The organism is Streptomyces sp. NPDC001415, from assembly GCF_053597395.1.
Genome location: NZ_JBSFIE010000059.1, coordinates 1 through 23,803 on the forward strand (window position 1 = coordinate 1; position 23,803 = coordinate 23,803).

Genomic DNA, 23,803 nt, shown 5'->3' on the forward strand with positions numbered 1-23,803 from the left:
CGCAGAACCAGCAGTGCACCGAGAACTCGACCCAGGCCAAGGGCGACGAGCCGCTCTCCCACGTCCTGAACCGGGCCGCGCTCCTCTCCGGCAACAGTTAGGGCTGAGCGCTGAGCAGCCTGATCGACGGCCGGTCCTGCGTCACCCGGGGCCGGCCGTTTCGTGCTGTCCGGGCCCGGCGCCTCAGCGCAGCGCCTCGTCGAGGAGCGCCGCCCATTGGGCGACGACCCGCTCGCGGCGGGCCGCGTCGTCGGTGAGCAGGTTGGCCAGGCCCAGGCCCCGGGCCATGTCGAGGAGACCCTGCACCGTCTCGCGTACGCCCGGTACGGACTCGTCGGCGGCGAGGAGTTCGACCGCGATACGGTGCGACTCGCGGCCCACCCTCGCCTCCAACTCCGTTACCCGGGCGTGCAGTTGAGGCTCGTTGGAAGCGGCGACCCACAGGTGCAGCGCGGCCCGGAACAGCGGGCCCGTGTAGAGGCCGACCAGGGCGGCCACGACCTCCCCGCGGTCCGTGCGGTCCAGGGCTCGCAGCGCGAACGACCGCTGTTCGGCGACGTACTCGACGGCCGCCGTGAACAGGTCCTCGCGAGTCGGGAAGTGGTGCTGGGCGGCGCCCCGCGAGACCCCGGCGCGCTCGGCGACCACCGACACGGTCGAGCCCGTCCAGCCGTGCTCGGCCAGGCACGCGACGGCGGCCTCCAGGAGGCGCTGCCGAGTGGCCCGGCTGCGGTCCTGCTTCGGGGTCTTCGGTGAGGCCGTCTTCGGTGGGGTCGTCTTCGGTGGGGTCGTCTTCGGTGGGGTCGTCTTCGGTGGGGTCACAACACCCATGCGGGGTCCCGTCGTTCGAGGAAGGCCGTCACTCCCTCCCGCGCCTCGGCGGAGGCGAAGAGGGACGCCGAGCGGGCGGTCAGTTCCTTGGACCAGCGGTCGAAGGTCTCCAACACGGTAGCCGTGACCAGAGCCTTCGACGCGGCCAGGCCGTGCGGTGAGGACCGGCGCAGCCCGTCGAGGACCGGTTCGAGCGCCTCGTCGACGTCCTCGGCGGCCAGCGTGACGAGCCCGGTGCGGGCCGCTTCCGCCGCGTCGAACCGCTCGCCTGTGAGGTAGTAGCGGCTCGCGGCGCGCGGGTCCATGCGGGGAAGGACCGGCATGGAGATCACGGCCGGCGCGAGGCCGAGCCGCGCCTCCGTGAACGCGTACGAGGACCCGGGTCCCGCGACCGCGATGTCGCACGCCGCGAGCAGGCCGAGGCCGCCCGCGCGGACGTGGCCGGTGACCCGTGCCACGACCGGCTTGGGGAGTTCCACGACCGTACGCATCAAGCCCACGAAGGCCGCCGGGTCCGGCGGTTCCTTCAGGTCGGCGCCCGCGCAGAACGTGCCGCCGGTGTGGGTGAGCAGCACGGCCCGTACGTCCGCGTCCTCGGCGCACCGCGCGAGCGCCGCGCCGAGGTCGGCCACCAGGGTCGCCGACAGGGCGTTGCGGTTGGCGGGCGAGTCGAGGGCGAGCGTGGTGATGCCCCGCTCGTGGGTCACCTGTAGGTGCGTCACGTCCGGTCCTTCTCTCGTTGGCGCAGTTCGCGGCGCAGGATCTTGCCGGACTGGGCGCGGGGCACGCTCTCGACGAACTCCACGCGGCGGATCTTCTTGTACGGGGCGACGCGTTCGGCGACGTACGCGATCAGCTCGTCCGCGCCGAGGTCCGGCGCTCCCGGCCGGCGTACGACGAAGGCCTTGGGGACCTCGTTGCCGTCCGCGTCGTGCACGCCGATGACGGCGGCGTCCGCGACGGCGGGGTGGGTGAGCAGGAGGGCCTCCAGGCCGGCGGGGGCGACCTGGAAGCCCTTGTACTTGATGAGTTCCTTGACCCGGTCGACGATGTACAGCCAGCCGTTGTCGTCGACCCGGCCGACGTCGCCGGTGTGGACCCAGCCGTCCGCGTCGATCAGGTCGGCGGTGGCTTCCGGGCGGCCGAGGTAGCCCTTCATGACCTGCGGGCCGCGGATCGCGACCTCGCCCTCCTCGCCGGGCTCGGCGTCGCGGGCCGGGTCGTCCAGGCGCAGGATGCGCATCTCGGTGGACGGCAGGAGCTTGCCGACCGCGCCGGGCGGGTGGTTCGGGGTGGCCAGCGGGACGGTGTGGGTGCCCGGGGACAGCTCGGTCATGCCGTACCCCTGGCGTATCGGCGGCAGCTTGAGACGGGCCGAACAGGCCGCCGCCAGACGGGAGTCGAGCGGGGCGGCCGCGCTGACGATGTACTCGATCGAGGAGAGGTCGTACCGGGCGGCCGCCGGGTGCTTCGCCAGGGCGAGCACGATCGGCGGCGCGACGTACAGGCCGGTGATGCGGTGTTTCTCGATCGCGCCGAGGAACTGGTCGAGGTCGAAGCGCGGCAGCACGACGACGGTCGCGCCGGACCGCAGGGGCGCGTTCATGAGGGCGGTCATGCCGTAGATGTGGAAGAAGGGCAGCACCGCCAGGATGCGCTCGCCGGGCACCATCGGTACCAGCGGGTGCAGTTGGGCCAGGTTGGTGGCGATGTTGCGGTGGGTGAGCATGACGCCTTTGGGGACGCCTGTGGTGCCGGACGAGTACGGCAGCACGGCGACGTCCTCGGCGGGGTCGATGGTGACGGCGGGCGGCTCGGGGGCGTCGTCGGCCGTCAGGAGGTCGTGGACGATCGAGCGATGGCCTTCGGCCCGGTCGCAGACGAAGATCTCCTCGATGCGGCCCACGAGTTCGGCGGCACGGCGGGCGGTCTCCAGGAGCGGGGACACGGTGACGATCCAGCGCGCCGAGGAGTCCGCCATCTGCTGGGCGAACTCCTCGGCGGTGCACAGCGGATGGACGGTGGTGACCGCCGCTCCGGCCCGGCTGGCCCCGTAGAACACGACCGGGTAGAGCACCGAGTTGGGGCTGTGCAGGGCGAGCACGTCACCCTTGCGCAGGCCGGACGCGGCGAGCGAAGCCGCCAACTTGCGGTGCCAGACGTCGAGTCGGCCGTACGTGATCGTGGTGGAGCCGCTCGGGTCCGTGCCGTCGATGAGGGCTGTGGCGTCCGGGTGGGTGGCGGTCGAGCGGGCGAGGACCGCCTCGTGGATGGGCTCGTCGACGAGGGGCACGTCGGCGTACTCGCTGCGGAAGATTCGGGGGGAGTCCATGCGGGGCCTCCTGATGCGGCTGAGCAGACCTGTCGAAGTCGGGTGCGGTACGTGCTGATGGGGGCGCGGGGCTTCGGCATTGTGCGGCTCCGCCGCGTGGGCACGACCGGCCCCCACCGGGGCCGCGTGCGGAGACCCGCACCTCGGCGGAGCGCCTAGTACGACTTGGGCAGCCCCAGCGACTGGTGCGACACATAGTTGAGGATCATTTCGCGGCTGACCGGCGCGATACGGGCCACCCTCGCGGCCGTGATCAGCGAAGCGAGCCCGTACTCGCGGGTCAGGCCGTTGCCGCCGAGGGTGTGGACGGCCTGGTCGACGGCCTTGACGCAGGCCTCGGCGGCCGCGTACTTGGCCATGTTGGCGGCCTCGCCGGCCCCGATGTCGTCGCCCGCGTCGTACAGCGCGGCGGCCTTCTGCATCATCAGGCGGGCCAGTTCGAGCTCGATGTGGGCCTGGGCGAGGGGGTGGGCGATGGCCTGGTGGCCGCCGATGGGGAGCCTCCACACCTGCCGGGTCGTCGCGTAGTCGACGGCCTTGGCGAGCGCGTAGCGGCCCATGCCGATCGCGAACGCGGCCGTCATGATCCGCTCGGGGTTGAGCCCGGCGAAGAGCTGGAGCAGGCCCGCGTCCTCGTCGCCGACGAGGGAATCGGCGGGCAGGCGCACGTCGTCGAGGACGAGCTCGAACTGCTTCTCCGCCGCCTGGAGTTCCATGTCGATCTGCGAGCGCCGGAAGCCGGGGGTGTCGCGCGGGACGATGAAGAGGCAGGGCTTGAGGCTGCCGGTACGGGCGTCGGCGGTGCGGCCGACGATGAGGGTGGCGTCCGCTATGTCCACGCCGGAGATGAAGACCTTGCGGCCGGTGAGGATCCAGCCGTCGCCGGTTCCGTCGCGCCGGGCGGTGGTGGTGATGCGGTGCGAGTTGGATCCCGCGTCGGGTTCGGTGATGCCGAAGGCCATGGTGAGCGAGCCGTCGGCGAGACCGGGCAGCCACTTCTGCTTCTGGGTGTCCGTGCCGAAGCGGGCGATGACCGTGCCGCAGATCGCGGGCGACACCACCAGCATCAGAAGCGGGCAGCCCGCCGCCCCCAACTCCTCCAGAACGATGGACAGTTCGGCCATCCCGCCGCCCCCGCCGCCGTACTGCTCGGGCAGGTTGACCCCGAGGTAGCCGAGCTTGGCGGCCTCCGACCACAGGGCCGCCCGGTCGAACCCGCGTCCGTGCCGGGCGCCCAGTGCGGCGACGGCGGCGCGCAGATCCTTGTTCTCCTGGCTCTCGATGACTCCGGTCATGCTGGTTCAGCCTCCTGAACGGACACGGGACGACTAACGGACACGGGACGACTGGGCGACGGGGCTACGGGACGACTGGGCTACGGGGCTACGGGGCTACGGAACGACTACGGCGAGCAGGGCGCCGACCTCGACCTGGCGACCGGGGGCGGCGTGGAGCGCGGTGAGCGTGCCGGAGGCGGGGGCGCTGATGCGGTGCTCCATCTTCATGGCCTCCAGCCAGAACAGCGGCTGTCCGGCGGCGACGCGGCAGCCTTCCTCGACCCCGTCGGCGACCCGCACCACGACCCCCGGCATGGGGGCGAGCAGCGAGCCTGGCGCGACGAGGTCGCTGGGGTCGGTGAAGCGGGGGTGGGCGGTGAGGGCGTGGGCTCCGGATGCCGTGTCGACGTACACGGTGTCGCCGCCGTATCGGGAGATCGTGAACTCCCTTACCACGACGTCGATTTCGAGCCGTACGCGATCGGGCCCGGCGGCGTCGAGGCGCACCTCGGGATAGCCGTCGGCTTCGAGGCCGTGGCGGGTGAGCCGGTAGCGGACCTCGTGCTCGCCGTACCGCTTGACCTGCGGCTGCGAGGGTACGTTGCGCCAGCCGCCGCCGAACCGGCCGGCCCGGGAGGCGGCGTCGGCGAGGGCGGCGGCCAGGGCGGCGTGGTGGGCTCCGGGGGTGGGGGTGGCGAGGTCGGGGAGGTTGCGGTCGTAGAAGGCGGTGTCGAGGCGGAAGCCGGTTCCGCCCGGCCCCTCGGCGAACTCGGGGTGCCGGAGGGACCGTACGAGCAGGTCGCGGTTGGTGGACGGGCCGTGGATGCGGGCGCGTTCGAGGGCGCGGGCGAGTTTGCGGGCGGCCTCGGCGCGGGTGGGGGCGTGGGCGACAGCCTTGCCGAGCAGGGGGTCGTAGTGGACGCCGACGGTGTCGCCGGACCCGTAACCCGAGTCCAACCGCACGCCCTCGATGTCCAGTTGATGGATGGTGCCGGTCTGCGGGGCCCAGTTGTTCGCCGGGTCCTCGGCGTAGAGGCGGGCCTCGATGGCGTGGCCCTGAGGGGCGGGCGGGGCCGCGGGGAGGGGTTCGCCTTCGGCGATACGGAGCTGGAGGGCCACGAGGTCGATGCCGAACACGGCCTCGGTGACGGGGTGTTCGACCTGGAGGCGGGTATTCATCTCCAGGAAGTGGGCTTTCCCGTCGGCGACCAGGAACTCGACGGTGCCCGCGCCCCGGTAGTCGGTGGCCTTCGCGGCCCGTACGGCGAGGCTGTGCAGCTCAGCGGCCAGCTCGGGGCCGAGGCCGGGTGCGGGGGCTTCCTCGATGACCTTCTGGTGGCGGCGCTGGAGGGAGCAGTCGCGGGTGCCGAGCGCCCAGACCGTTCCGTGGGCGTCGGCGAGGATCTGCACTTCGACGTGGCGTCCGCCCTCGATGTACGGCTCGACGAAGACGGTGTCGTCACCGAAGGCGGCGAGAGCCTCGGCGCGGGCCGACAACAACTGACCTTCGATATCCGTCAGTTGATGAACAATTCTCATTCCTCGTCCGCCGCCGCCCGCCGAGGCCTTGATGAGGAGAGGGAGATCGTCCTCGGTGACGTCGGAGAGGTCGAGGGGTGGCAGACCCATGAGTTCCTTGGCGCGGGTCTTGGAGGCCATGGCCTCGATGGCCTCGGGGGGCGGGCCGATCCAGGCGAGCCCGGCGCCGGTGACCGCCCGCGCGAAGCCGGCGTTCTCGGACAGGAAGCCGTACCCGGGATGCACGGCGTCGGCCCCCGCGGCGAGGGCGGCCTTCACGATGAGGTCGCCGCGCAGATACGTCTCGGCGGGCGTCACCCCCGGCAGCCGTACGGCGGCGTCCGCCTCCCGTACGTGCAGGGCGCCCGCGTCGGCGTCCGAGAACACCGCGACCGTGGGGATGCCCAGGTCACGGCAGGTACGGAAGACCCGGCAGGCGATCTCGCCGCGGTTGGCGACGAGCAGGGTGGTGATGGGGGTCATCGGGGCCTCACATCCGGAAGATGCCGAAGCCGCCGCGGGCGCCTTCGACGGGGGCGGTGTGGATCGCCGACAGGCAGATTCCGAGGACGGTCCGGGTGTCGCGGGGGTCGATGACCCCGTCGTCGTACAGCCGCCCGGACAGGAACATCGGCAGCGACTCCGCCTCGATCTGCTGCTCCACCATGGCGCGCAGCGCGGCGTCCGCGTCGTCGTCGTACGGCTGTCCCTTGGCCTCGGCGGACGCCCTGGCCACGATCGACAGGACGCCCGCGAGCTGCTGCGGCCCCATGACGGCGGACTTGGCGCTCGGCCAGGCGAACAGGAAGCGGGGGTCGTAGGCGCGGCCGCACATGCCGTAGTGACCGGCGCCGTAGGAGGCGCCGAGCAGGACTGACAGATGAGGAACTCTGGAATTCGACACCGCATTGATCATCATCGCGCCGTGCTTGATGATGCCGCCCTGCTCGTACTCCTTGCCGACCATGTAGCCGGTGGTGTTGTGGAGGAAGAGGAGGGGGATGTCGCGCTGGTTGGCGAGCTGGATGAACTGCGCGGCCTTCTGCGACTCGGCGGAGAAGAGGACACCCTGGGCGTTGGCGAGGATGCCGACGGGGTAGCCGTGCAGCTCGGCCCAGCCGGTGACCAGGCTCGGCCCGTACAGCGGCTTGAACTCGTCGAAGTCCGATCCGTCCACGATCCGGGCGATGACCTCGCGCGGGTCGAAGGGCGTCTTGAGGTCCTCGGGGACGATGCCGAGCAGCTCTTCCTCGTCGTACTTGGGCGGCACGACAATCTTGCTCGGATCCGGGTGCGCCTTGCGGTGGTTGAGGCGGGCGACGATGCGGCGGGCCTGGCGTATCGCGTCCTGCTCGTCGACGGCGAAGTGGTCGGCGAGCCCGGAGGTACGGGCGTGCATCTCGGCCCCGCCGAGCGACTCGTCGTCGCTCTCCTCACCGGTGGCCATTTTCACGAGGGGCGGTCCCCCGAGAAACACCTTGCTCTGTTCCCTGATCATCACCGTGTGGTCCGACATGCCCGGGACGTACGCGCCGCCGGCCGTGGAGTTGCCGAAGACCACGGCGATGGTGGGGATGCCGGCGGCGGACAGCCGGGTGATGTCCCGGAAGATCGCCCCGCCCGGAATGAAGATCTCCTTCTGGGAGGGCAGGTCGGCGCCGCCGGACTCGACGAGGCTGATGCAGGGGAGCCGGTTGGTGTACGCGATCTCGTTGGCGCGCAGGGCCTTCTTGAGCGTCCAGGGGTTGGACGCGCCGCCGCGCACGGTGGGGTCGTTGGCGGTGATCAGACACTCGACGCCCTCGACGGTGCCGATGCCGGTGACCATCGAGGCGCCCACGGTGTAGTCGCTCCCCCATGCCGCGAGCGGGCACAGCTCCAGGAAGGGGGTGTCGGGGTCGAGCAACAGCTCGATGCGCTCGCGGGGCAGGAGCTTGCCGCGCCTTCGGTGCCGGTCGATGTATTTGGCCCCACCGCCGGCGAGCGCCTTGTCGTGCTCGCGGTTCAGCTCGTCGAGCTTGGCGCGCATGGCTGCGGTGGCCTGGCGGTATTCGGGGGTGGTGGGGTTGAGGGTGGTGGGGAGGGTGGGCATGGGGGGCTCCTTGGGGGGGATGGGTGAGGGGTGCGGGTCGGGGGTGGGGGCCCGGAGTGAGTGCGGGGCGGGGGTGGGTGCGAGGCGGGGGCGCGAGCCCGGAGTGGGTGCGGGTCGAGGGCGCGAGCCCGGGGTGGGTGCGGGTCGGGGGCGCCTGCGGCGGGCGGATTCCCCTCCCCGCCCCTTCCCTAGACCCTCCGGGGGTGGGAATTCCGGCTGCGGCCCCGTGGCCGTCACCTGGGGTTCCGCCCCGGACCCGGTGGCCTGACTCGGCCCCTTCCTGTGACACTCCGCGGCTCCGATGCATGGCTTCCGGGGTGGGTTGGCCGGCTGCGGGCCGTCTCGGGCTGGTCGCGCAGTTCCCCGCGCCCCTGGCCGGGTTGATCCTGGCGGGGCCGGCAGCTTGCGCGCCGCCCATGCAGGCATCCCCAGCCAGTCATGGGGATCCCCGGCCCTTAAGGCTTTGGGGGAGCTTGAGGACGAGCGCCGTCAAGGCGCGATACGGGGCCTGGGGCGGAGCCCCAGATGCGATCACCGGCCCGGAGCCGAATGAACTCCCCCGGAGGGTCTAGGGAAGGGGTGGGGCGGGGCCACCGGGGTCTGGGGCGAAGCCCCAGGTGACAACCACGGGCGGCGGCCGAATCGAACTCCCCCGGAGGGTCTAGGGAAGGGGCGGGGTGGGGGAAACTCACCCAAGCAAATCCACCGGCACCTCCACCACCCGACTCCGCAACCACTCCCCCACCCCCTTCCCCTGAGGATCGAACCGGCCCTGCGAAGCGACCCCCTCCCCCAACAACCCCTCCACCACGAAGTTCAGCGCCCGCAGATTCGGCAACACATGCCGAGTGACACTCAACCCACCAACCTCCGGCAGCAGTTGACGAAATCTGTCAACGGTCAGCGCATGCACCATCCACCCCCACGCCCCCTCCGACCGCGCCCAGACCCCCACGTTCACATCCCCACCCTTGTCCCCGCTCCGAGCCCCCGCCACCGTCCCCAGCGGCACCCGTCGAGTGGGCCCCGAGGCGGCGAACGGAGGCAGAGGGGGCTCGGGAACAGCCTCCAAACCGGCAGCACGAGACACAACTGACACACCAGGCACCAACTCCCTTACGCCATCCGGAAGTACAGCCACCTGCTCCACCGAACCCGCATCCACATACACCGCCGAGAACACCCCGTACGGCGCCCCCTTCCCCGGCGGGGCCGTGACATGGAACCCGGGGTAGCTGCCGAGCGCCAGCTCGATCGCCGCACCGCTCACCACTCGTCCCACCGCCTCAGGATCGGGATCCCGTACGACAAGGCGAAGCAGCGCACTCGCGCACTCCTCGGTGGGCGCGTCCGGCCGGTCGGTGCGGGACAACTCCCAACTCACCGACGCGGGGCGGGACTTGGTGCGGGCGAACGCGTCCTCGACCTGGCTCCGCACCAGCGAGGCCTTCGCCTCGATGTCGAGGCCGGTCAGCACGAACACGACCTCGTTGCGCCAGCCGCCGATGCGGGTGACCCCCGCCTTGAGGGTGGGCGGCGGCGCCTCGCCGCGTACGCCGGTGATGCGGACCCGGTCGGGCCCGTCCTGGTCGAGCCGTACGGTGTCGAGCCGCGCGGTGACATCGGGCCCGGCATACCGCGCGCCCCCGGTCTCGTACAGGAGCTGCGCGGTGACCGTGCCGGTGTCGACCACCCCGCCGGTGCCGGGGTGCTTGGTGATGACGCTGCTGCCGTCGGCGTGGATCTCGGCGAGGGGAAAGCCCGGCCGGATGAGGTCGCGGCCCGCGAACTCCGTGAAGAAGGAGTAGTTGCCGCCGGTGGCCTGGGTGCCGCACTCCAGGACGTGCCCGGCGACGACCGCGCCCGCGAGCGCGTCGTACTCCTCGGGCCCCCAGCCGAACCACCACGCCGCCGGCCCCGTGACCAGCGCGGCGTCCGTGACCCGCCCCGTGACGACCACGTCGGCCCCGCCGCGCAGGCACGCCGCGATCCCGCCGCCGCCGAGGTACGCGTTGGCCGTGAGCGCGCCCTCGGGGAGCGCCAGCGCGTCACCCTCGACGTGGCCGACCTGTATGGGCACACCCACCCGAGCGCCCAACTCCCGTACCGCATCGGCCAGTCCGGCCGGGTTGAGGCCGCCCGCGTTGGCGACGATGCGCACGCCGCGATCGCGCGCGATCCCGAGGCACTCCTCCAGTTGCCGCAGGAACGTCTTGGCGTACCCGAGCCGGGGGTCGCGCAGCCGGTCGCGGCCGAGGATGAGGAGGGTGAGTTCGGCGAGGTAGTCGCCGGTGAGGACGTCGAGGGGGCCGCCGGTCAGCATCTCCCGCATCGCGTCGAAGCGGTCGCCGTAGAACCCGGAGGCGTTCCCGATCCGCAGTATTCGCCCGTCCTGGAGCCCGCCCGGGAGTCCGTCCTGGAGTCCGCCCGGGAGCCCGCTCTGGTTCATGAGGCGCCTTTGGGCGGACGGCCGGGGCCCGCCGGGCCGGCGAAGGCCTGGGCGATGTCGAGCCAGCGGTCGGCGTCGGCGCCCTCCGCGCGTACGGCGGTGTCGGAGCGGTGCAGGCGCTGGGTGACGAGCAGGCAGAAGTCCAACACGGGCCCCGTGACGCGCTGTTGGGAGTCTTCGGGCCCGTACGTCCATGTACTGACGCCGTCCGGCGCGGTGAGCTCGACGCGGAATTCTTCGGCGGGGGGCGTCAACCCTCGCACCGTGAAGGCGTAGTCGCGGGCCCGGATGCCGATGCGGGCGACGTGACGGAGCCGATCGGTCGGCTTGCGGGTGCGGCCGAGGGCATCGAAGACGTCCTGGCCGTGCGCCCAGGTCTCCATGAGGCGGCCGGTGGCCATGGACGCGGCGGACATGGGCGGCCCGTACCAGGGAAATCTGGCCCCAACCGGCGCGTCCCGCAAGGCCTGTTGAAGCTGTACGCGGCTGTCCCGCCACCACGAGAGCAGTTCGGCGGGCGGGAGCAGGGCCCCGGCCTCGGCGCCGTCGTCCACGAAGCGGTCCGGCGCCGCGGCGGCCTTCTCGACCTCCAGTGCGAAGGCGTCGGGGTCGGTGACGGCGAGCAGGGCGGCGGTGTCCGTCCAGGCGAGGTGGGCGACCTGGTGCGCGATGGTCCACGCGGGGGCGGCGGTGGGGGTGGCCCACTGGGCCGGGCTCAACTCCCCGATGAGTACGTCGAGTTCACCCCCTTCGGCACGCAGGTCGTCAAGGACGGCGAGAACGGCGTCGGTTGGACCGACCGGTTCGGGCACAGTGCGCTCCCCTCCGGGACAGCGGGTGTGCCCCGGAGCATGGCAGGCGGGCCTGAAACAAGCAAGCGTGCTTGCATTTAATTCCGGCCTTGGTTTTCCCCGGCGGGCCGGCCCGGGTGGGGGTGGTTGCGGATCTCGGCCGCCGCGTCGTACGCCCGGCTGTGCTCCTTGCCCCGGCGGGCCACCGCCAGCTCCTCGGCCAGCGCCGCGCAGACCTCGCACTCGGGTGCGGGGACACAGCCGTAGAGGTAGTTGTCGACGAACCCTGCCAGTTCGATCGGGGGCTGGGGGTAGGTGCGGGGGCTGGCCCCTGAATCGCGCGTCATCGTGTCGCCGTCCCTTCACGTGGTGCTGGTGGTGAACCACGTTAGGAATTCGGCTGCCCCAACTCATAGGAAGTTCCACAGAGTTCTATGAGCCTTACGCAGATTGGTCCAGGGCGTCAATGGCAGACGTGATCAGTGCGCGCGCATCGGCCCCGTGGACGGCGAGCTTGGCGAATTCCGTGAACGCCTTGAGGTACTGGCTCACTTCGGTCGGCGTGGTCACGTTCACCCGGGCCGTCAGCAGCTCCGCCTCGGCCTGTTCCTCGTCGTACACCGTGAACGTTTCGATCATCCACATGCGGCGCTCGGCCGCGAAGGGGATGACACCCAGCGATACGGACGGGAATGCCATGGCGGACAGCAGGTAGCCCAGTTGTCCGGCCATCGTCTCGGCGTCGCCGACGCGGTGGCGCAGCACCGACTCCTCCAGCACCAGGGCGAACCGGTGGTCCCCCTGCCGTACCACATGGGCCGACCGGGCCAACCGCGCCTCGACGGCGCCCGCCACGTCGTCCGGCGTCTCGTGGAACTCGCTGATGGAACGCATGAGTGCCATCGCATAGGCATGGGTCTGGAGTACGCCGGGCACCACGTTGGCGCAGTACGTACGGAACACGCGCGTCCGCTCGTACAGCGGCACGTACGACTCCTGGAGCTGCCGCAGCCCCGAGCGCTGCACGCGACGCCACTCGACGTACATGTTGTCCGCCGAACGGGCGGCGGCGATCAGGTCCCCGGTCTCACCGTCCGCGCCGCAGGCCCGGCACCATGCCCGGATGTCCTCGGCGGACGCCGGGGTGACGGCATTCTCCAGGCGCGAGACCTTGGACTTGTACCAACCCGCACGGGCCGCCAGGGCCTGGCCGGAGATGCCCGCGTCCCGCCGGATCTCCCGGAGACGGTCGGCGACGGCCTTGCGAGCCGCTTGAACACTCGTTGACGCAGACGCTGGCATGGGGCGTGACAGTCCGTCAGATCCGGTAGTCCTCGTGAGGCGTGGCCCGCTCCCACACGGCGTCGAACGCCGTTGCGCACAGCTTCGCCACGTCGGGGCGTTCGTCCAACTCGGGGCCTGCCGAGCCACCCTCTCCCGTGAAGTGGTTCCACATGATCAGCCGCCCGTCGAACAGCCAGAAGTCGTTGCCGGGCAGCGCCAGATCGGACGCCTTCCGGCGTGACAGCCAGCGCACCGACTCGCCTGCGGCGACGTTCTGGTAGGTGCACTCGTACTCGTAGCGGATGTACTCACTGACCGGCTCCGACACGATCCGGGCACGGCGGAACGCCACCCCCCGCGCGGTCGCGTCCCGGACCCAGGTGTGGAAGTCGTTCCACCACGTCGCCGGGTCCGGGTGGGGCCGCCAACCGGACCGCCACCTGGCGAATTCGGACGCCTCCTCGCCGATTCCGTACGAGTCGCGCAGCTCCAAGTGCACAGCCGAATGGTGCGTGTTGGCCAGCAGGTCAACGAACGCCGAGTCGGTCCGCGACATCGCATGCCTCCCTGAGTGCGGCCACCATGCGGATCGGCAGCCGCACCACGGCTTCCGTCTCGGGGACGGGTCCGGTCTCGCGGCACTGTGCCAACAGCGCCCCGTCGGCCTTCCAGCCCTGGATGACGATCTCTTCCGCTTCCTCGTCCACCCAGGCCGTCGGGCACTGAGTTCCATTGGTGTTGGGATCCTTCGCGATGAACCGCAGTGCCATGGCTGCTGCCTCCGGTCTTCCGCTTGCCGACGAAGATGTTCGTTGCGTTACGTGGCGCTGCGTTTCGTGATGTTCCACAACGTTCTATGAGCGTTGCCCATCAGGCTGAGGGCGTCAAGAGGGCATGGGGCATTGGCGGTTGGGGTCCGGCCGAACGGAGGGGCGGAGGGTCAGGGCGGGGCGGCGGCCGCCCGGGGGCGGATGGCGGGGCCCCGGCGATCCGGGCCGAGCGAGGCCGGTCCGGGGCGCGGGGCCCCGCCGGGGTCCGGGGCCGCGGCCCCCAGGGGTCCAGCACATTCCAGGCTGAGCAACGGGTGGGTCGGCGGGCAGGTTCCCGGAGCCTGGGGCTCAGCCCCAGGAGGGCGGCCGGGTCCGCCGGCCCTGGGCTCTACGGGCAGCCCCGGCAAGGGAGCCACCTCATGCGTACCGGCACCCCCCGCCAAGGGAGTCACCCCGCTCAACCCGGCACTATCCCGAGACCGCCCGGATCTGCGTCCGTACCGCCCCCATGCTCGCGCCGATCACCAGGCCGATCGCCAGCGCCTGCGGCCAGGACAGGGCCTGGCCCAGGATGAGGAATCCCGCCGTCGCCGCGAGCGCCGGTTCCAGGCTCATCAGGATCGCGAAGGTGGACGCGGGCAGGCGGCGCAGGGCCAGGAGTTCCAGGGTGTAGGGGAGCACCGAGGACAGGATCGCCACCGCCGCGCCCAGCGCCATGGTGGAGGGGACCAACAGCTTCCCGCCCGCCTGCGCGATGCCGATCGGCACGAACAGGACCGCCGCCACCGCCATGGCGAGGGCGAGCCCGTCGGCCTGGGGAAAGCGGCGGCCGGTACGGGCGCTGAACAGGATGTACGCCGCCCAGCACGCACCCGCCCCCAGCGCATACGCCACCCCCACCACGTCCAGGCTGTCGAAGCCGCCCCCGCCCAGGAGCACGACGCCCGCGAGGGCCAGCGCCGCCCAGAGGGCGTTGACGAGGCGGCGGGACGCGAACACCGACAGGGCCAGCGGGCCGAGCACCTCCAGGGTGACCGCGACACCCAGCGGGATACGGTCGACGGCCTGGTAGAACAGCCCGTTCATGCCGGCCATCGCCACCCCGAACGCGACCACCGTTCCCCAGTCCGCCCGCGAATGCCCCCGCAGCTTCGGACGGCACACCAGCATCAGCACGAGCGCTGCCGCCACAAGCCGCAGCGTGACGACTCCGGCCGCGCCCGCCCTCGGCATCAGCGTCACGGCCACCGCGGCCCCGAACTGCACCGATATACCGCCGGCCACCACCAGCGCGACCGGCCCGAACGCCGCCCGGCGCCCGCCACGTCCCGCGTCCTTCAGCGCACCGGCAGCCTCCGGCACCGCGACGGCGGCCGCCGCGACCGGCTCCGCAGCGCTCGCACCCTTGACCGGATTCACCGGCGCTCCTCTCACTCACATCAGATTTCAGATCGGACTTCACGTCGGAGGTCACGCCGGACCTCGCTTCGGACGTCGACGTCGCGTCGGATTCAGCATCCGGGGGCGGTGGGCGACAGCCCAACAACAGTCCACCTTACTGAACCCAATCATTCAGTATCTTGTACTGCCGCCCCTCGACGGCGCAACCACCTTTCCGTTACCAACGGAACGGCACGCTCCATCTAATGTAAGCGGCGCCAAGCCGCCCTACCCCTCACCGCCCTACCTCTCACCGCCCAGCCCCTCCGCCAGCCCCTCCGCCAGCACCTCCGCCAGGTGCCTCGCCCTCCGGCCCGCCAGCTGCGCCAGTTGCGTACGGCAGGAGTAGCCGTCGGCCAGGACTTCCGTGCCGGGGCGGCGGCCCGTACCGCGGGGAGCAGCTGGTCCTCCGCGCAGGACACCGACACCTCCCAGTGGCCTCGCTCGAACCCGAAGTTCCCGGCGAGACCGCAGCACCCGCCGCTGAGCTCGCCCGTCAGGCCGGCCCTCTCGCGCAGGCGGCGTTCGGCCGCGTCGCCCAGGACCGCGTGCTGATGGCAGTGCGTCTGGCCCGCCACGGGGCGGTTCAGGCGCGGCGGGGTCCAGTCCGGTGCGCACTCCTCCAGGGCCTGCGCGAAGGTGCGTACCGCCGATGCCAGGCGGGCCGCGCGGGGGTCGGCGGGGAGCAGTTCCGGCAGGTCCGTGCGCAGGGCGGCCGCACAGCTCGGTTCGAGTACGACCACGGGACGGGCCGCTCCGTTCAGGTACGGCTCCATCGCGTCCAGGGTGTGGCCAAGCACCACCTTCGCCCGGTCCAGCTGTCCCGTGGACACATAGGTGAGCCCGCAGCAGACCCGCCCCGCCGGAACCTCCGCCTCCATTCCCGCCTCCGCCAGCACGCGCAGGGCCGCGTGCCCCACCTCCGGGGAAAGGTGGTTGGTGAAGGTGTCCGGCCAGAGGATCACCGTCGCGCCGCCCGGCACCGGGCGCTCGCGCAGCTCGCTCAGGAGGGTGCGCGGGGCCAGCGTCGGGAGCGTGCGCTCCGGGGCGATCCCCGCGACACGCTTGGCCAGGGCCGCCAGCGGGCGGACCCGGGCCGCCGCGTTCAGCGGGCCCGCCAGCGGCGCCGCCGCCCGCAGCCACGCGGGGAGCCGGCCCAGCGCGTAATGGGAGGCCGGCCGGAGACGCCCCTCGTAGTGGTGGTGCAGGAACTCCGCCTTGTACGTCGCCATGTCCACGCCCACCGGACAGTCGCTGCGGCAGCCCTTGCACGACAGGCACAGGTCGAGCGCGTCGCGCACCTCCTCCGAGCGCCAGCCGTCCGTGACCACCTCGCCCGCCAGCATCTCGTGCAGCAGCCGCGCCCGGCCGCGCGTCGAGTGCTCCTCCTCACCGGTGGCCCGGAAGGACGGGCACATGACGTCGCCTCCCGCACTCCCTTGCTCCGTACGGCATTTGGCGACTCCCACACATCTGCGTACCGCTGCCGCGAAGTCGCCGCCGTCGTGCGGGTAGCCGAACTCCACGTCCACCGGACGCTTCGGCAGCACCTCGAAGCGCAGGTTCTCGTCAAGGCGCGCGGGCCGGGCGAGGATGCCGGGGTTGAGCAGCCCGTCCGGGTCCCACAGGTCCTTGAACTCGCCGAACAGGCCCACCAGTTCGGGCCCGTACATCTTCGGGAGCAGTTCCGCGCGGGCCTGCCCGTCGCCGTGCTCGCCGCTGAGCGAACCGCCGTGCGCGACCACCAACTCGGCCAGGTCCTCGGAGAACGCGCGGAAGCGCCCGATTCCGGGAGGCGTCACCAGGTCGAAGTCGATGCGCACGTGGATGCAGCCGTCGCCGAAGTGCCCGTACGGGGTTCCGCGCAGCCCGTAGGAGGAGAGGAGAGCACGGAACTCCCTGAGATATACGGCCAGTCGGGCCGGCGGGACCGCGCAGTCCTCCCAGCCCGGCCAGGCCTCGGTGCCGTCGGGCATGCGGGTCGCGGTGCCCGCCGCGTCCTCGCGGATCCGCCACAGCGCGCGCATCCCGGCCGGGTCGCTCACCACGGCGGAGTCGAGGGCGTCACCGACGCGCGTCAACTCCTGGGCCCGCGAACGGGCCTCGGCCTCCGTCGCCCCGCCCGCCTCGACGAACAGCCAGGCCCCGCCGCGCGGCAGCCCGACCTCGCCCCGCACCCGTACGAGATCGGCGGCCATGCCCTCGACGGTCAGCGGACGGTACGGGAGCAGCACGGGCGCCGCCTCCGCGGCCGCGCTCTCGTCGGGGTAGCCGAGCACGGCGAGGGCGCGGGCGGGCGGCGACTCCACCAGGCGTACGGTGGCCTCGGTGACCACGCCGAGCGTGCCCTCGCTGCCGCAGAACGCCCGTGCCAGATCGGCCCCTTGCTCGGGGAGCAGGGCGTCCATCGCATAGCCTGAGATGCGGCGCGGGAGACCCTGGGGGTAGCCGGTGCGGAGCGCCGACAGATGACGGCTGACGAAATCGCGTAGACCAACAGGCGATGTCGAGTTCTGCCATCCCTGTGACAGATGGTGACGTTCGCCCCGTGCGCTGACGACCGTCAGCTGACGGATGTTGTCAGCCGTCGTTCCCCACCGCACCGAATGCGCCCCGCACGCGTTGTTGCCGATCATCCCGCCGAGCGTGCACCGGCTGTGCGTCGAGGGGTCGGGGCCGAAGGTGAGCCCGTACGGTGCGACCGCGTAGCGCAGGGTGTCGAGCACAACTCCGGGCTGCACCACGGCGGTTCGGGCCGTCGCGTCCACCGAGACGAGCGAGCGCATGAAGCGGGTGAAGTCGAGGACCATCCCGGTGCCGGTGGCCTGGCCCGCGATCGAGGTGCCGCCGCCGCGCGGCACCACCGGCACCCCGTACCTCCGGCAGACCGCGAGCACCGCCGCCACGTCGTCGGCATCGCGCGGGGCGACCACACCCAGCGGCACCCCGCGGTAGTTCGAGGCGTCCATCGTCGTCAGGGCGCGCGCGGTGACCCCGAGGTCCACCCGGCCGCGCACCACCCTCGACAGCTCCCGCTCCAACTCGGCTTCCCGGCCCTGTTCCCCCTGTCGCGGCTCGCGCTTGCGTCCCGGGGCCTTCGCACCATCTGCCATGGGCCCAGGATGCCCGGCCCCCGCCTCGCAGGGATCCACCGCCGCACAGGCCACGCCGCGTCCGGCCCATGTCCGTCCGCGTCCGTACGGCGTCCGCGCCGCGTCCGTACCCTGTCCGGAAACAGACCAAGATGAGCTGAATGTGGCCGGTCAACGACCCTGCCGAGCGGGAATCTTCACCAAGAACTATCCAATTCGATCACCAACTCTCCTATAGTTGCCCCTCGTTCCCCGAGGAACAGGAACACCTCCTTCCACACCGGCCCCCACCCCCGTTTCCCCCTCGCCCGCCATAAGCGCTCTAAGGCATTGATCGATGACGGCGTCGCCCTCCCTCACCCGCCCCTCCGCGCTGGCCCTGCTGATCACCGCGGTGGTCACCGGCGCGTTCTGCACGGTGGCGGTGGTCTCGGCCACGCCGGGCACCCGCGCCGTAGTCGGCTGGAGCCTCGGTGCCGCGGCGGCCCTGCTCAGCGCCGGCGCGTACGCCGTGACGCACAGCGTGCTGCGCAACCGTGTGCTGCGCTCCCGGCTCGCCGCGCTCAACGGCCAGATCAGCGCCCAGGAGGCCAACGCCGCCCGGCGCAGCGCCGACGCGGTACGCCTGGACGCGGCCCAGGCCGCCGAGCGCAAGGCCCTGATCGCCGCCCACGCCGCCGAGCTGCGCCGCGCCGAGTCCGCGCGGGCCGCGGCCCTCGCGGCCACCGCCAACGCGGCCGGCCGCATGCAGGCGCTGGCCACCGGCATGCTCGCCGACCTGCGCGACATGGAACACCGGCACGCCGACGAGGAGGTGCTCGGCGACCTCCTCCACCTCGACCACCGCACCGCGCAGGCGGGCCGCCTCGCGGACTCCATCGCCGTGCTGACCGGGGCGCGTTCGGGCCGCCGCTGGGCAAGGCCCATCGTCATGGAGTCCATCCTGCGCGGCGCCATGGGCCGCATAGGCGGCTACCAGCGCGTACGCCTGCACTGCACCAGTGACGCGGCGGTGGCCGGGCACGCCGCCGAGGGCGTCATGCACGCGCTGGCCGAACTCCTCGACAACGCGGCCAACTTCTCGCCGCCGACCGCCGAGGTCCACGTGTACGTCGAGGAAGTGCCGGCCGGGGTGATCATCACCGTCGAGGACAGCGGGCTCGTCATGAGCGAGGTGCAGTTGCGCCGGGCCCAACAGGCGGTGTCCGGCGAGTCGTCGGACCTCGCCGGGCTCTCCGGCACCCGGCTCGGCCTCTCGGTCGTCGGCCGCCTCGCCCGCAAGCACAACCTCACGGTGTCGTTCCGGCCCTCCGCGCGCGGAGGCACCGGCGCGCTGATGCTGCTCCCGCACGAGCTGATCACCCACGTCGCCCCGACCCCGACCCCGACTCCGACTCCGGTCCCGGCCCCGGTCCCGACTCCGGCCCCGGTCCCGACCGCGTCCACGCCCGCCACCGACGTACCGCAGGAGCCAACGGCGCGGGAGGCGGGCACCGAGCCGGAGGCCACCCACGAGCCGGCCGCCGGAACCACTGGTGACACCAGCGCCGAAACCAGTGGTGAATTCCCGCAGTTCGGCGAGAGCGGGCTGCCCAAGCGCAAGCGTGGGCGGGCCCTTGCCGCAGCCCACCCCGAGGGCCCCGACGCCCCTGCGGCCCCGGCCCGTACCGTCGGCGCGGCATCGCAGGCGGCCGCCCGCTTCAGCAGCTTCCGCCAGGCCGTACGCGCGAACTCCCCCACCCCGGAAGGCAACCCCGAATGACCGGCACCACCACCGACGAGAAGCTCAACTGGCTCCTGGAGAACCTCCTGGAGCGCACGCCCGGCGCCCGGCACGGGCTCGTCCTGTCCCGCGACGGCCTCAAGCTGTGCCGCACGCCGGAGCTCTCCGTCGACCAGGCCGACCAGCTGGCCGCGATCGCCGCGGGCATCCAGAGCCTGTCGCACGGGGCGTCGATGGAGTTCGGCGACGGCAGCGGCGGGGTGCGCTCCGCGATGGCCGAGTTCTACGGCGGCATCCTGTTCATCGTCGAGGCCGGCGAGGGCGCGCACCTCGCGGTGGTCGCCGCCGAGGACGCGGACGCGGGGCTGGTGGGCCACAACATGTCCGAGCTGGTGGAGCAGCTCGGCGAATACCTCAGCGCCGAGCCGCGGGCATGAGCAGGCCGGGCCGGGACGACTCGCCGGACCGGCTCTACACCCTCACCGGCGGGCGCAGCCGCTCCGGTTCGGACGCCTTCGACCTGGTCACGCTGGTGGTCACCGAGTCCGACCCGGTGCCCGGCATGCAGTCCGAGCACGTGGCGATCCTGCGCATGTGCCGCTTCCCGACGGCGGTCGTGGAGATCGCGGCCGAGCTCGGCCTGCCGGTCACGGTGGTCCGCATCCTGCTCGCCGACCTGCACGACACGGGCCGCATCAGCGCCCGCCACCCGCGCTCGGCCCACCGCCTTGCCGACCCCGACATCCTGGAGCAGGTGCTCGTTGGCCTCCGAAATCTCTGAACGGCCCGCGCTCTCCGAACGGCCCGCCCTCGCGGGGACCGCGGACAACGGCCTGAAAATCGTCGTCGTCGGTGGTTTCGGCGTCGGAAAGACGACCATGGTGCGCTCGGTCAGCGAGATACGTCCGCTGAACACCGAGGAGACCATGACCAAGGCGGGCGAGGCGGTGGACGACCTCGACGGCGTCCGTACGAAGACGGCCACCACCGTCGCCTTCGACTTCGGCCGCATCACCCTGGACGCGCGCAACGTCCTGTACCTGTTCGGCGCGCCCGGACAGGAGCGGTTCTGGTTCCTGTGGGACCGGCTGTTCGCGGGCACGCTCGGCGCGGTCGTCCTGGTCGACACCCGGCGCCTCGCCGACTCCTGGTACGCCATTGACCGCCTGGAGCACCACGGCACGCCGTTCGTCGTGGCCTGCAACGACTTCGGCGGGCCACCACACACCGAGGCGCAGGTCCGCGAGGCCCTCGACCTGCCCGCCGAGGTGCCGCTGGTCCGCTGCGACGCCCGCTCCCGCGAGTCCAGCAAGACCGTCCTGATCACCCTCGTAGAACATCTCGCACGCCTGCAGAAGGCACCGGAGCTCATACCGTGACGTGCCCCATTCCCGCCCCCGTCCCGCTGAGCGGCCCCCGGTTCCAGACCGAGCCGAACGAGCTGTACCGCGACATGCGGCGCGACCACGGTGCCGTGGCGCCCGTCGTCCTGGACGGCGACGTGCCGGCCTGGCTGGTGCTCGGCTACCGCGAGCTGCACCAGGTCACCAGCGACCCGGTGCTCTTCTCGCGCGACTCCGACCTGTGGAACCAGTGGGACCGCATTCCCGCCGACTGGCCGCTGCTTCCCATGATCGGCCGCAAGCAGCCGTCGATCCTCTACACCGTGGGCGAGCGGCACCGCGAGCGGGCCGCGATGGTGTCGGGCGCCCTGGAGGCCGTCGACCCCTTCGAACTGCGCAGCCACGCCGAGCGGTTCGCGGACGAGCTCATCGACGCGCTGTGCGGCGCGGGCAGCTGCGACATCATCGGCCAGTACGCGACGCTCCTGCCGGTACGCGTCCTGGCCCGGCTCTACGGATTCGCCGACGAGCAGGGCCCCGGCCTGGTCACCGCGCTGAACGACATGATCAACGGCAGGGAGGGCGCGCTTGAGGGCCAGCGCCACCTCGCCGAGTCGATGTTCGCGCTGCTCAACGCCAAGCAGGTCGAGCCCGGCGACGACGTGGCGTCCCGGATGCTCGCCAATCCGTACGGCTTCACCGTCGAGGAGGTCGGCCAGGACCTGATGGTGATGATGGCCGCGGGCCACCAGCCGACCGCGGACTGGATCGGCAACTCGCTGCGCCTGATGCTCACCGACGACCGGTTCGCGGCCTCGCTCGCGGGCGGCCGGCACAGCGTCGGCGAGGCCATGAACGAGGTGCTCTGGGAGGACACCCCCACCCAGAACGTCGCGGGCCGCTGGGCCGCCCGCGACACCCACCTGGGCGGCAGGCACGTCCGCGCCGGCGACCTGCTCCTGCTCGGCCTGGCCGCGGCCAACGGCGACCCGCAGGTACGGACCGACGCGGGCGCGCTGACCGGCGGCAACAGCGCGTTCTTCTCGTTCGGGCACGGCGAGCACCGCTGCCCGTTCCCCGCGCAGGAGGTCGCCGAGGTCGTCGCGCGCACCGGGATCGAGGTGCTGCTCGACCGGCTGCCGGACGTCGATCTCGCCGCGTCCGCCGGGCAGTTGACCCGCCGCCCGTCCCCGTGGCTGCGGGGTCTGACCGAGCTTCCCGTGACGTTCACTCCCACTCCCGCCCTTGGAGCAGCCCGATGAGCAACCCGTTGAGCAGCCCGTCGCAGTGCCCCGTGGACCACGGCGGTCCCATCACCCTGGACCCGTTCGTCGGCGACCTCGACGCCGAGAGCGCGGCGCTGCGCGCGGCCGGTCCGCTGGTACGGGTCGTGCTGCCCGGCGGTGTGGCCTGCTACTCGGTGACGCACCACGCGGAGGCCCGCCAGCTCCTGACCGACCCGCGCCTGGTCAAGGACATCAACGCGTGGGGTGCCTGGCAGCGCGGCGAGATCCCGCTGGACTGGCCGCTGATCGGACTCGCCAACCCGGGCCGCTCGATGCTGACCGTCGACGGCGACGAACACCGGCGGCTTCGCACCCTGGTCGCGCAGGCGCTGACCGTACGGCGGGTGGAGCGGCTGCGGGCGGGCATCGAGGCTCTGACGTCATCGATGCTGGACCGCCTCGCGGCGCGTGAGGCGGGTGAAGTGGTGGACCTGAAGGCGGAGTTCGCGTACCCGCTGCCCATGAACGTGGTCAGCGAGCTGATGGGCGTGGACGCGGCCGACCACCCGCGCATGAAGTCCCTCTTCGAGAAGTTCTTCTCCACCCAGACGCCTCCTGAGGAGGTGCCGCGGATGATGGCGGACCTGGGCGAGCTGTTCGGGCGGATCGTCGAGTCCAAGCGGCGCGCGCCGGGCGACGACCTGACCAGCGCGCTGCTCGCCGCGTCGGAGGACGGCGACCACCTCAGCACGGAGGAGATCACCAACACGCTCCAGCTGATGGTGGCGGCGGGGCACGAGACGACGATCAGCCTCATCGTGAACGCGGTGGTCGCCCTGGAGACGCACCCCTCGCAGCGCAAGCTGGTGCTTGACGGGGTGGTGCCGTGGGAGAACGTCATCGAGGAGACCCTGCGGTGGTCGACGCCGACGTCGCACGTCCTGTTCCGCTTCGCCGCGGAGGATGTCGCGGTGGGCGACCGGGTCCTCCCCGCGGGGGAGGCGCTGATCGTCTCCTACGGAGCGATAGGCCGTGACGAGGCGCAGCACGGGCCGTCCGCGGGCGACTTCGACGTCACCCGCACCCCGGTGCGGCACATCTCCTTCGGGCACGGCCCGCACGTCTGCCCGGGCGCGGCCCTGTCCCGCCTGGAGGCGTCCGTGGCCCTCCCGGCGCTGTACGCCCGCTTCCCATCCTTGACCTTGGCGGTCCCACGAGCCGAGCTCCGCAACAAGCCGATCGTGACCCAGAACGCCCTGTTCGATTTGCCGGTGCGACTGGTCTGAGCCGAGCCGTGCCTGGGGGGGGCTCCGCCCCCGGACCCCCGCTCCTCAAGCGCCGGAGGGGCTGGATTCGGCTGCGGACCGTGGGGGCGGATCCGCACATGTCACAGCCCCGCGCCCCTTGCAGGACCGGTGCTGGCCAGGGTTGGGATCTTCAGCCCGTCATGGGGGTCCCCCCTGGCCCTTAAGGCCTTGGGGGAGATTGAGGACGAGCGCCGTTAAGGCGCGACACGGGGGTCCGGGGGCAGAGCCCCCGAAAAGGGGTGCAGGGGACGAAGTCCCCGCAAGGGGGTCTGGGGGCGCAGCCCCCAGGAGCCGGACCATTCCACCCCTTGCACGGGTGGGAGGGCGG

Annotated in this window: 19 protein-coding genes and 2 pseudogenes; 7 read left to right on the forward strand and 14 right to left on the reverse strand. The window is 72.0% G+C overall.

What is annotated here, in order from left to right; translation table 11 throughout:
- Positions 1-101: pseudogene (locus ACWC2B_RS36910) on the forward strand (rodlin); the annotation flags it as partial.
- Between the two features lie 82 nt (positions 102-183).
- Here ACWC2B_RS36910 and ACWC2B_RS36915 read toward each other — a convergent pair.
- The 14 genes and pseudogenes from ACWC2B_RS36915 to ACWC2B_RS36980 form a co-directional block, all read right to left on the reverse strand.
- Complete coding sequence (locus tag ACWC2B_RS36915; RefSeq protein ID WP_450724534.1) at positions 184-831, reverse strand: TetR/AcrR family transcriptional regulator; 648 nt, start codon at positions 829-831, stop codon at positions 184-186.
- The gene (locus tag ACWC2B_RS36920; RefSeq protein ID WP_450724536.1) at positions 819-1,553 is read right to left on the reverse strand and encodes an enoyl-CoA hydratase family protein; all 735 of its coding nucleotides are present in this window, start codon (positions 1,551-1,553) and stop codon (positions 819-821) included. Before ACWC2B_RS36920 ends, ACWC2B_RS36915 begins: the two co-directional genes overlap by 13 nt.
- A complete protein-coding gene (locus ACWC2B_RS36925; protein WP_450724538.1) occupies positions 1,550-3,163 on the reverse strand; it encodes a 4-coumarate--CoA ligase family protein in 1,614 nt (537 codons plus the stop codon). Before ACWC2B_RS36925 ends, ACWC2B_RS36920 begins: the two co-directional genes overlap by 4 nt.
- Before the next feature lie 155 nt (positions 3,164-3,318).
- The gene (locus ACWC2B_RS36930; RefSeq protein WP_450724540.1) at positions 3,319-4,458 is read right to left on the reverse strand and encodes an acyl-CoA dehydrogenase family protein; all 1,140 of its coding nucleotides are present in this window, start codon (positions 4,456-4,458) and stop codon (positions 3,319-3,321) included.
- A 96-nt stretch (positions 4,459-4,554) separates the two neighbouring features.
- Positions 4,555-6,441, reverse strand: a complete 1,887-nt coding sequence (locus ACWC2B_RS36935) for an acetyl/propionyl/methylcrotonyl-CoA carboxylase subunit alpha (protein ID WP_450724542.1) — start codon at positions 6,439-6,441, stop codon at positions 4,555-4,557.
- Between the two features lie 7 nt (positions 6,442-6,448).
- Entirely contained in the window at positions 6,449-8,050 is a 1,602-nt protein-coding gene (locus ACWC2B_RS36940; RefSeq protein WP_450724544.1) for an acyl-CoA carboxylase subunit beta, read from the reverse strand.
- A gap of 688 nt (positions 8,051-8,738) precedes the next feature.
- A complete protein-coding gene (locus tag ACWC2B_RS36945) occupies positions 8,739-10,382 on the reverse strand; it encodes an acyclic terpene utilization AtuA family protein (RefSeq protein WP_450724569.1) in 1,644 nt (547 codons plus the stop codon).
- A gap of 113 nt (positions 10,383-10,495) precedes the next feature.
- Positions 10,496-11,311: a TIGR03084 family metal-binding protein gene (locus tag ACWC2B_RS36950; protein WP_450724546.1), complete on the reverse strand. Its 816-nt coding sequence runs from the start codon at positions 11,309-11,311 to the stop codon at positions 10,496-10,498.
- Between the two features lie 77 nt (positions 11,312-11,388).
- Complete coding sequence (locus tag ACWC2B_RS36955) at positions 11,389-11,637, reverse strand: hypothetical protein (RefSeq protein WP_450724548.1); 249 nt, start codon at positions 11,635-11,637, stop codon at positions 11,389-11,391.
- Positions 11,638-11,731: 94 nt separating this feature from the next.
- Positions 11,732-12,592: a helix-turn-helix domain-containing protein gene (locus tag ACWC2B_RS36960; RefSeq protein ID WP_450724550.1), complete on the reverse strand. Its 861-nt coding sequence runs from the start codon at positions 12,590-12,592 to the stop codon at positions 11,732-11,734.
- A gap of 16 nt (positions 12,593-12,608) precedes the next feature.
- On the reverse strand, positions 12,609-13,130 hold the full coding sequence (locus tag ACWC2B_RS36965; protein ID WP_450724552.1) for a DUF6879 family protein: 522 nt from the start codon (positions 13,128-13,130) through the stop codon (positions 12,609-12,611).
- On the reverse strand, positions 13,102-13,344 hold the full coding sequence (locus tag ACWC2B_RS36970) for a hypothetical protein (RefSeq protein WP_450724554.1): 243 nt from the start codon (positions 13,342-13,344) through the stop codon (positions 13,102-13,104). The genes ACWC2B_RS36965 and ACWC2B_RS36970 overlap by 29 nt, the downstream gene beginning before the upstream one ends.
- A gap of 468 nt (positions 13,345-13,812) precedes the next feature.
- Positions 13,813-14,763 (reverse strand): EamA family transporter, encoded by a 951-nt coding sequence (locus ACWC2B_RS36975; protein ID WP_450724556.1) that lies wholly within the window; start codon positions 14,761-14,763, stop codon positions 13,813-13,815.
- A 264-nt stretch (positions 14,764-15,027) separates the two neighbouring features.
- Positions 15,028-17,897: pseudogene (locus tag ACWC2B_RS36980) on the reverse strand (FAD-binding and (Fe-S)-binding domain-containing protein).
- 316 nt (positions 17,898-18,213) lie between these two features.
- On the opposite strand from ACWC2B_RS36980, the gene ACWC2B_RS36985 reads away from it, so the two are divergent.
- Genes ACWC2B_RS36985 through ACWC2B_RS37010 form a run of 6 tightly spaced genes read left to right on the forward strand, consistent with a single transcriptional unit; the run spans position 18,214 to position 23,454 of the window.
- Positions 18,214-19,638, forward strand: coding sequence for a sensor histidine kinase (locus ACWC2B_RS36985; protein WP_450724558.1), 1,425 nt, complete (start codon positions 18,214-18,216; stop codon positions 19,636-19,638).
- Positions 19,635-20,036 (forward strand): roadblock/LC7 domain-containing protein, encoded by a 402-nt coding sequence (locus ACWC2B_RS36990; RefSeq protein ID WP_398878536.1) that lies wholly within the window; start codon positions 19,635-19,637, stop codon positions 20,034-20,036. Before ACWC2B_RS36985 ends, ACWC2B_RS36990 begins: the two co-directional genes overlap by 4 nt.
- Positions 20,033-20,380 carry a DUF742 domain-containing protein gene (locus ACWC2B_RS36995; protein ID WP_450724561.1) on the forward strand — a complete coding sequence of 116 codons (348 nt, stop codon included), beginning with the start codon at positions 20,033-20,035 and terminating at the stop codon, positions 20,378-20,380. The genes ACWC2B_RS36990 and ACWC2B_RS36995 overlap by 4 nt, the downstream gene beginning before the upstream one ends.
- The gene (locus ACWC2B_RS37000; RefSeq protein WP_450724563.1) at positions 20,361-20,978 is read left to right on the forward strand and encodes a GTP-binding protein; all 618 of its coding nucleotides are present in this window, start codon (positions 20,361-20,363) and stop codon (positions 20,976-20,978) included. The genes ACWC2B_RS36995 and ACWC2B_RS37000 overlap by 20 nt, the downstream gene beginning before the upstream one ends.
- A complete protein-coding gene (locus tag ACWC2B_RS37005) occupies positions 20,975-22,204 on the forward strand; it encodes a cytochrome P450 (RefSeq protein WP_450724565.1) in 1,230 nt (409 codons plus the stop codon). The genes ACWC2B_RS37000 and ACWC2B_RS37005 overlap by 4 nt, the downstream gene beginning before the upstream one ends.
- Positions 22,201-23,454 carry a cytochrome P450 family protein gene (locus ACWC2B_RS37010; RefSeq protein WP_450724567.1) on the forward strand — a complete coding sequence of 418 codons (1,254 nt, stop codon included), beginning with the start codon at positions 22,201-22,203 and terminating at the stop codon, positions 23,452-23,454. The genes ACWC2B_RS37005 and ACWC2B_RS37010 overlap by 4 nt, the downstream gene beginning before the upstream one ends.
- Positions 23,455-23,803 lie beyond the last annotated feature (349 nt).

What these genes read in the sequence shown, in the direction of transcription:
- ACWC2B_RS36915 (WP_450724534.1), bottom strand. Translation starts at nt 831, where the DNA reads ATGGGTGTTGTGACCCCACCGAAGACGACCCCACCGAAGACGACCCCA.
- ACWC2B_RS36925 (WP_450724538.1), bottom strand. Translation starts at nt 3,163, where the DNA reads ATGGACTCCCCCCGAATCTTCCGCAGCGAGTACGCCGACGTGCCCCTC.
- ACWC2B_RS36930 (WP_450724540.1), bottom strand. Translation starts at nt 4,458, where the DNA reads ATGACCGGAGTCATCGAGAGCCAGGAGAACAAGGATCTGCGCGCCGCC.
- ACWC2B_RS36935 (WP_450724542.1), bottom strand. Translation starts at nt 6,441, where the DNA reads ATGACCCCCATCACCACCCTGCTCGTCGCCAACCGCGGCGAGATCGCC.
- ACWC2B_RS36940 (WP_450724544.1), bottom strand. Translation starts at nt 8,050, where the DNA reads ATGCCCACCCTCCCCACCACCCTCAACCCCACCACCCCCGAATACCGC.
- ACWC2B_RS36945 (WP_450724569.1), bottom strand. Translation starts at nt 10,382, where the DNA reads ATGCGGGAGATGCTGACCGGCGGCCCCCTCGACGTCCTCACCGGCGAC.
- ACWC2B_RS36955 (WP_450724548.1), bottom strand. Translation starts at nt 11,637, where the DNA reads ATGACGCGCGATTCAGGGGCCAGCCCCCGCACCTACCCCCAGCCCCCG.
- ACWC2B_RS36960 (WP_450724550.1), bottom strand. Translation starts at nt 12,592, where the DNA reads ATGCCAGCGTCTGCGTCAACGAGTGTTCAAGCGGCTCGCAAGGCCGTC.
- ACWC2B_RS36965 (WP_450724552.1), bottom strand. Translation starts at nt 13,130, where the DNA reads ATGTCGCGGACCGACTCGGCGTTCGTTGACCTGCTGGCCAACACGCAC.
- ACWC2B_RS36970 (WP_450724554.1), bottom strand. Translation starts at nt 13,344, where the DNA reads ATGGCACTGCGGTTCATCGCGAAGGATCCCAACACCAATGGAACTCAG.
- ACWC2B_RS36985 (WP_450724558.1), top strand. Translation starts at nt 18,214, where the DNA reads ATGACGGCGTCGCCCTCCCTCACCCGCCCCTCCGCGCTGGCCCTGCTG.
- ACWC2B_RS36990 (WP_398878536.1), top strand. Translation starts at nt 19,635, where the DNA reads ATGACCGGCACCACCACCGACGAGAAGCTCAACTGGCTCCTGGAGAAC.
- ACWC2B_RS36995 (WP_450724561.1), top strand. Translation starts at nt 20,033, where the DNA reads ATGAGCAGGCCGGGCCGGGACGACTCGCCGGACCGGCTCTACACCCTC.
- ACWC2B_RS37010 (WP_450724567.1), top strand. Translation starts at nt 22,201, where the DNA reads ATGAGCAACCCGTTGAGCAGCCCGTCGCAGTGCCCCGTGGACCACGGC.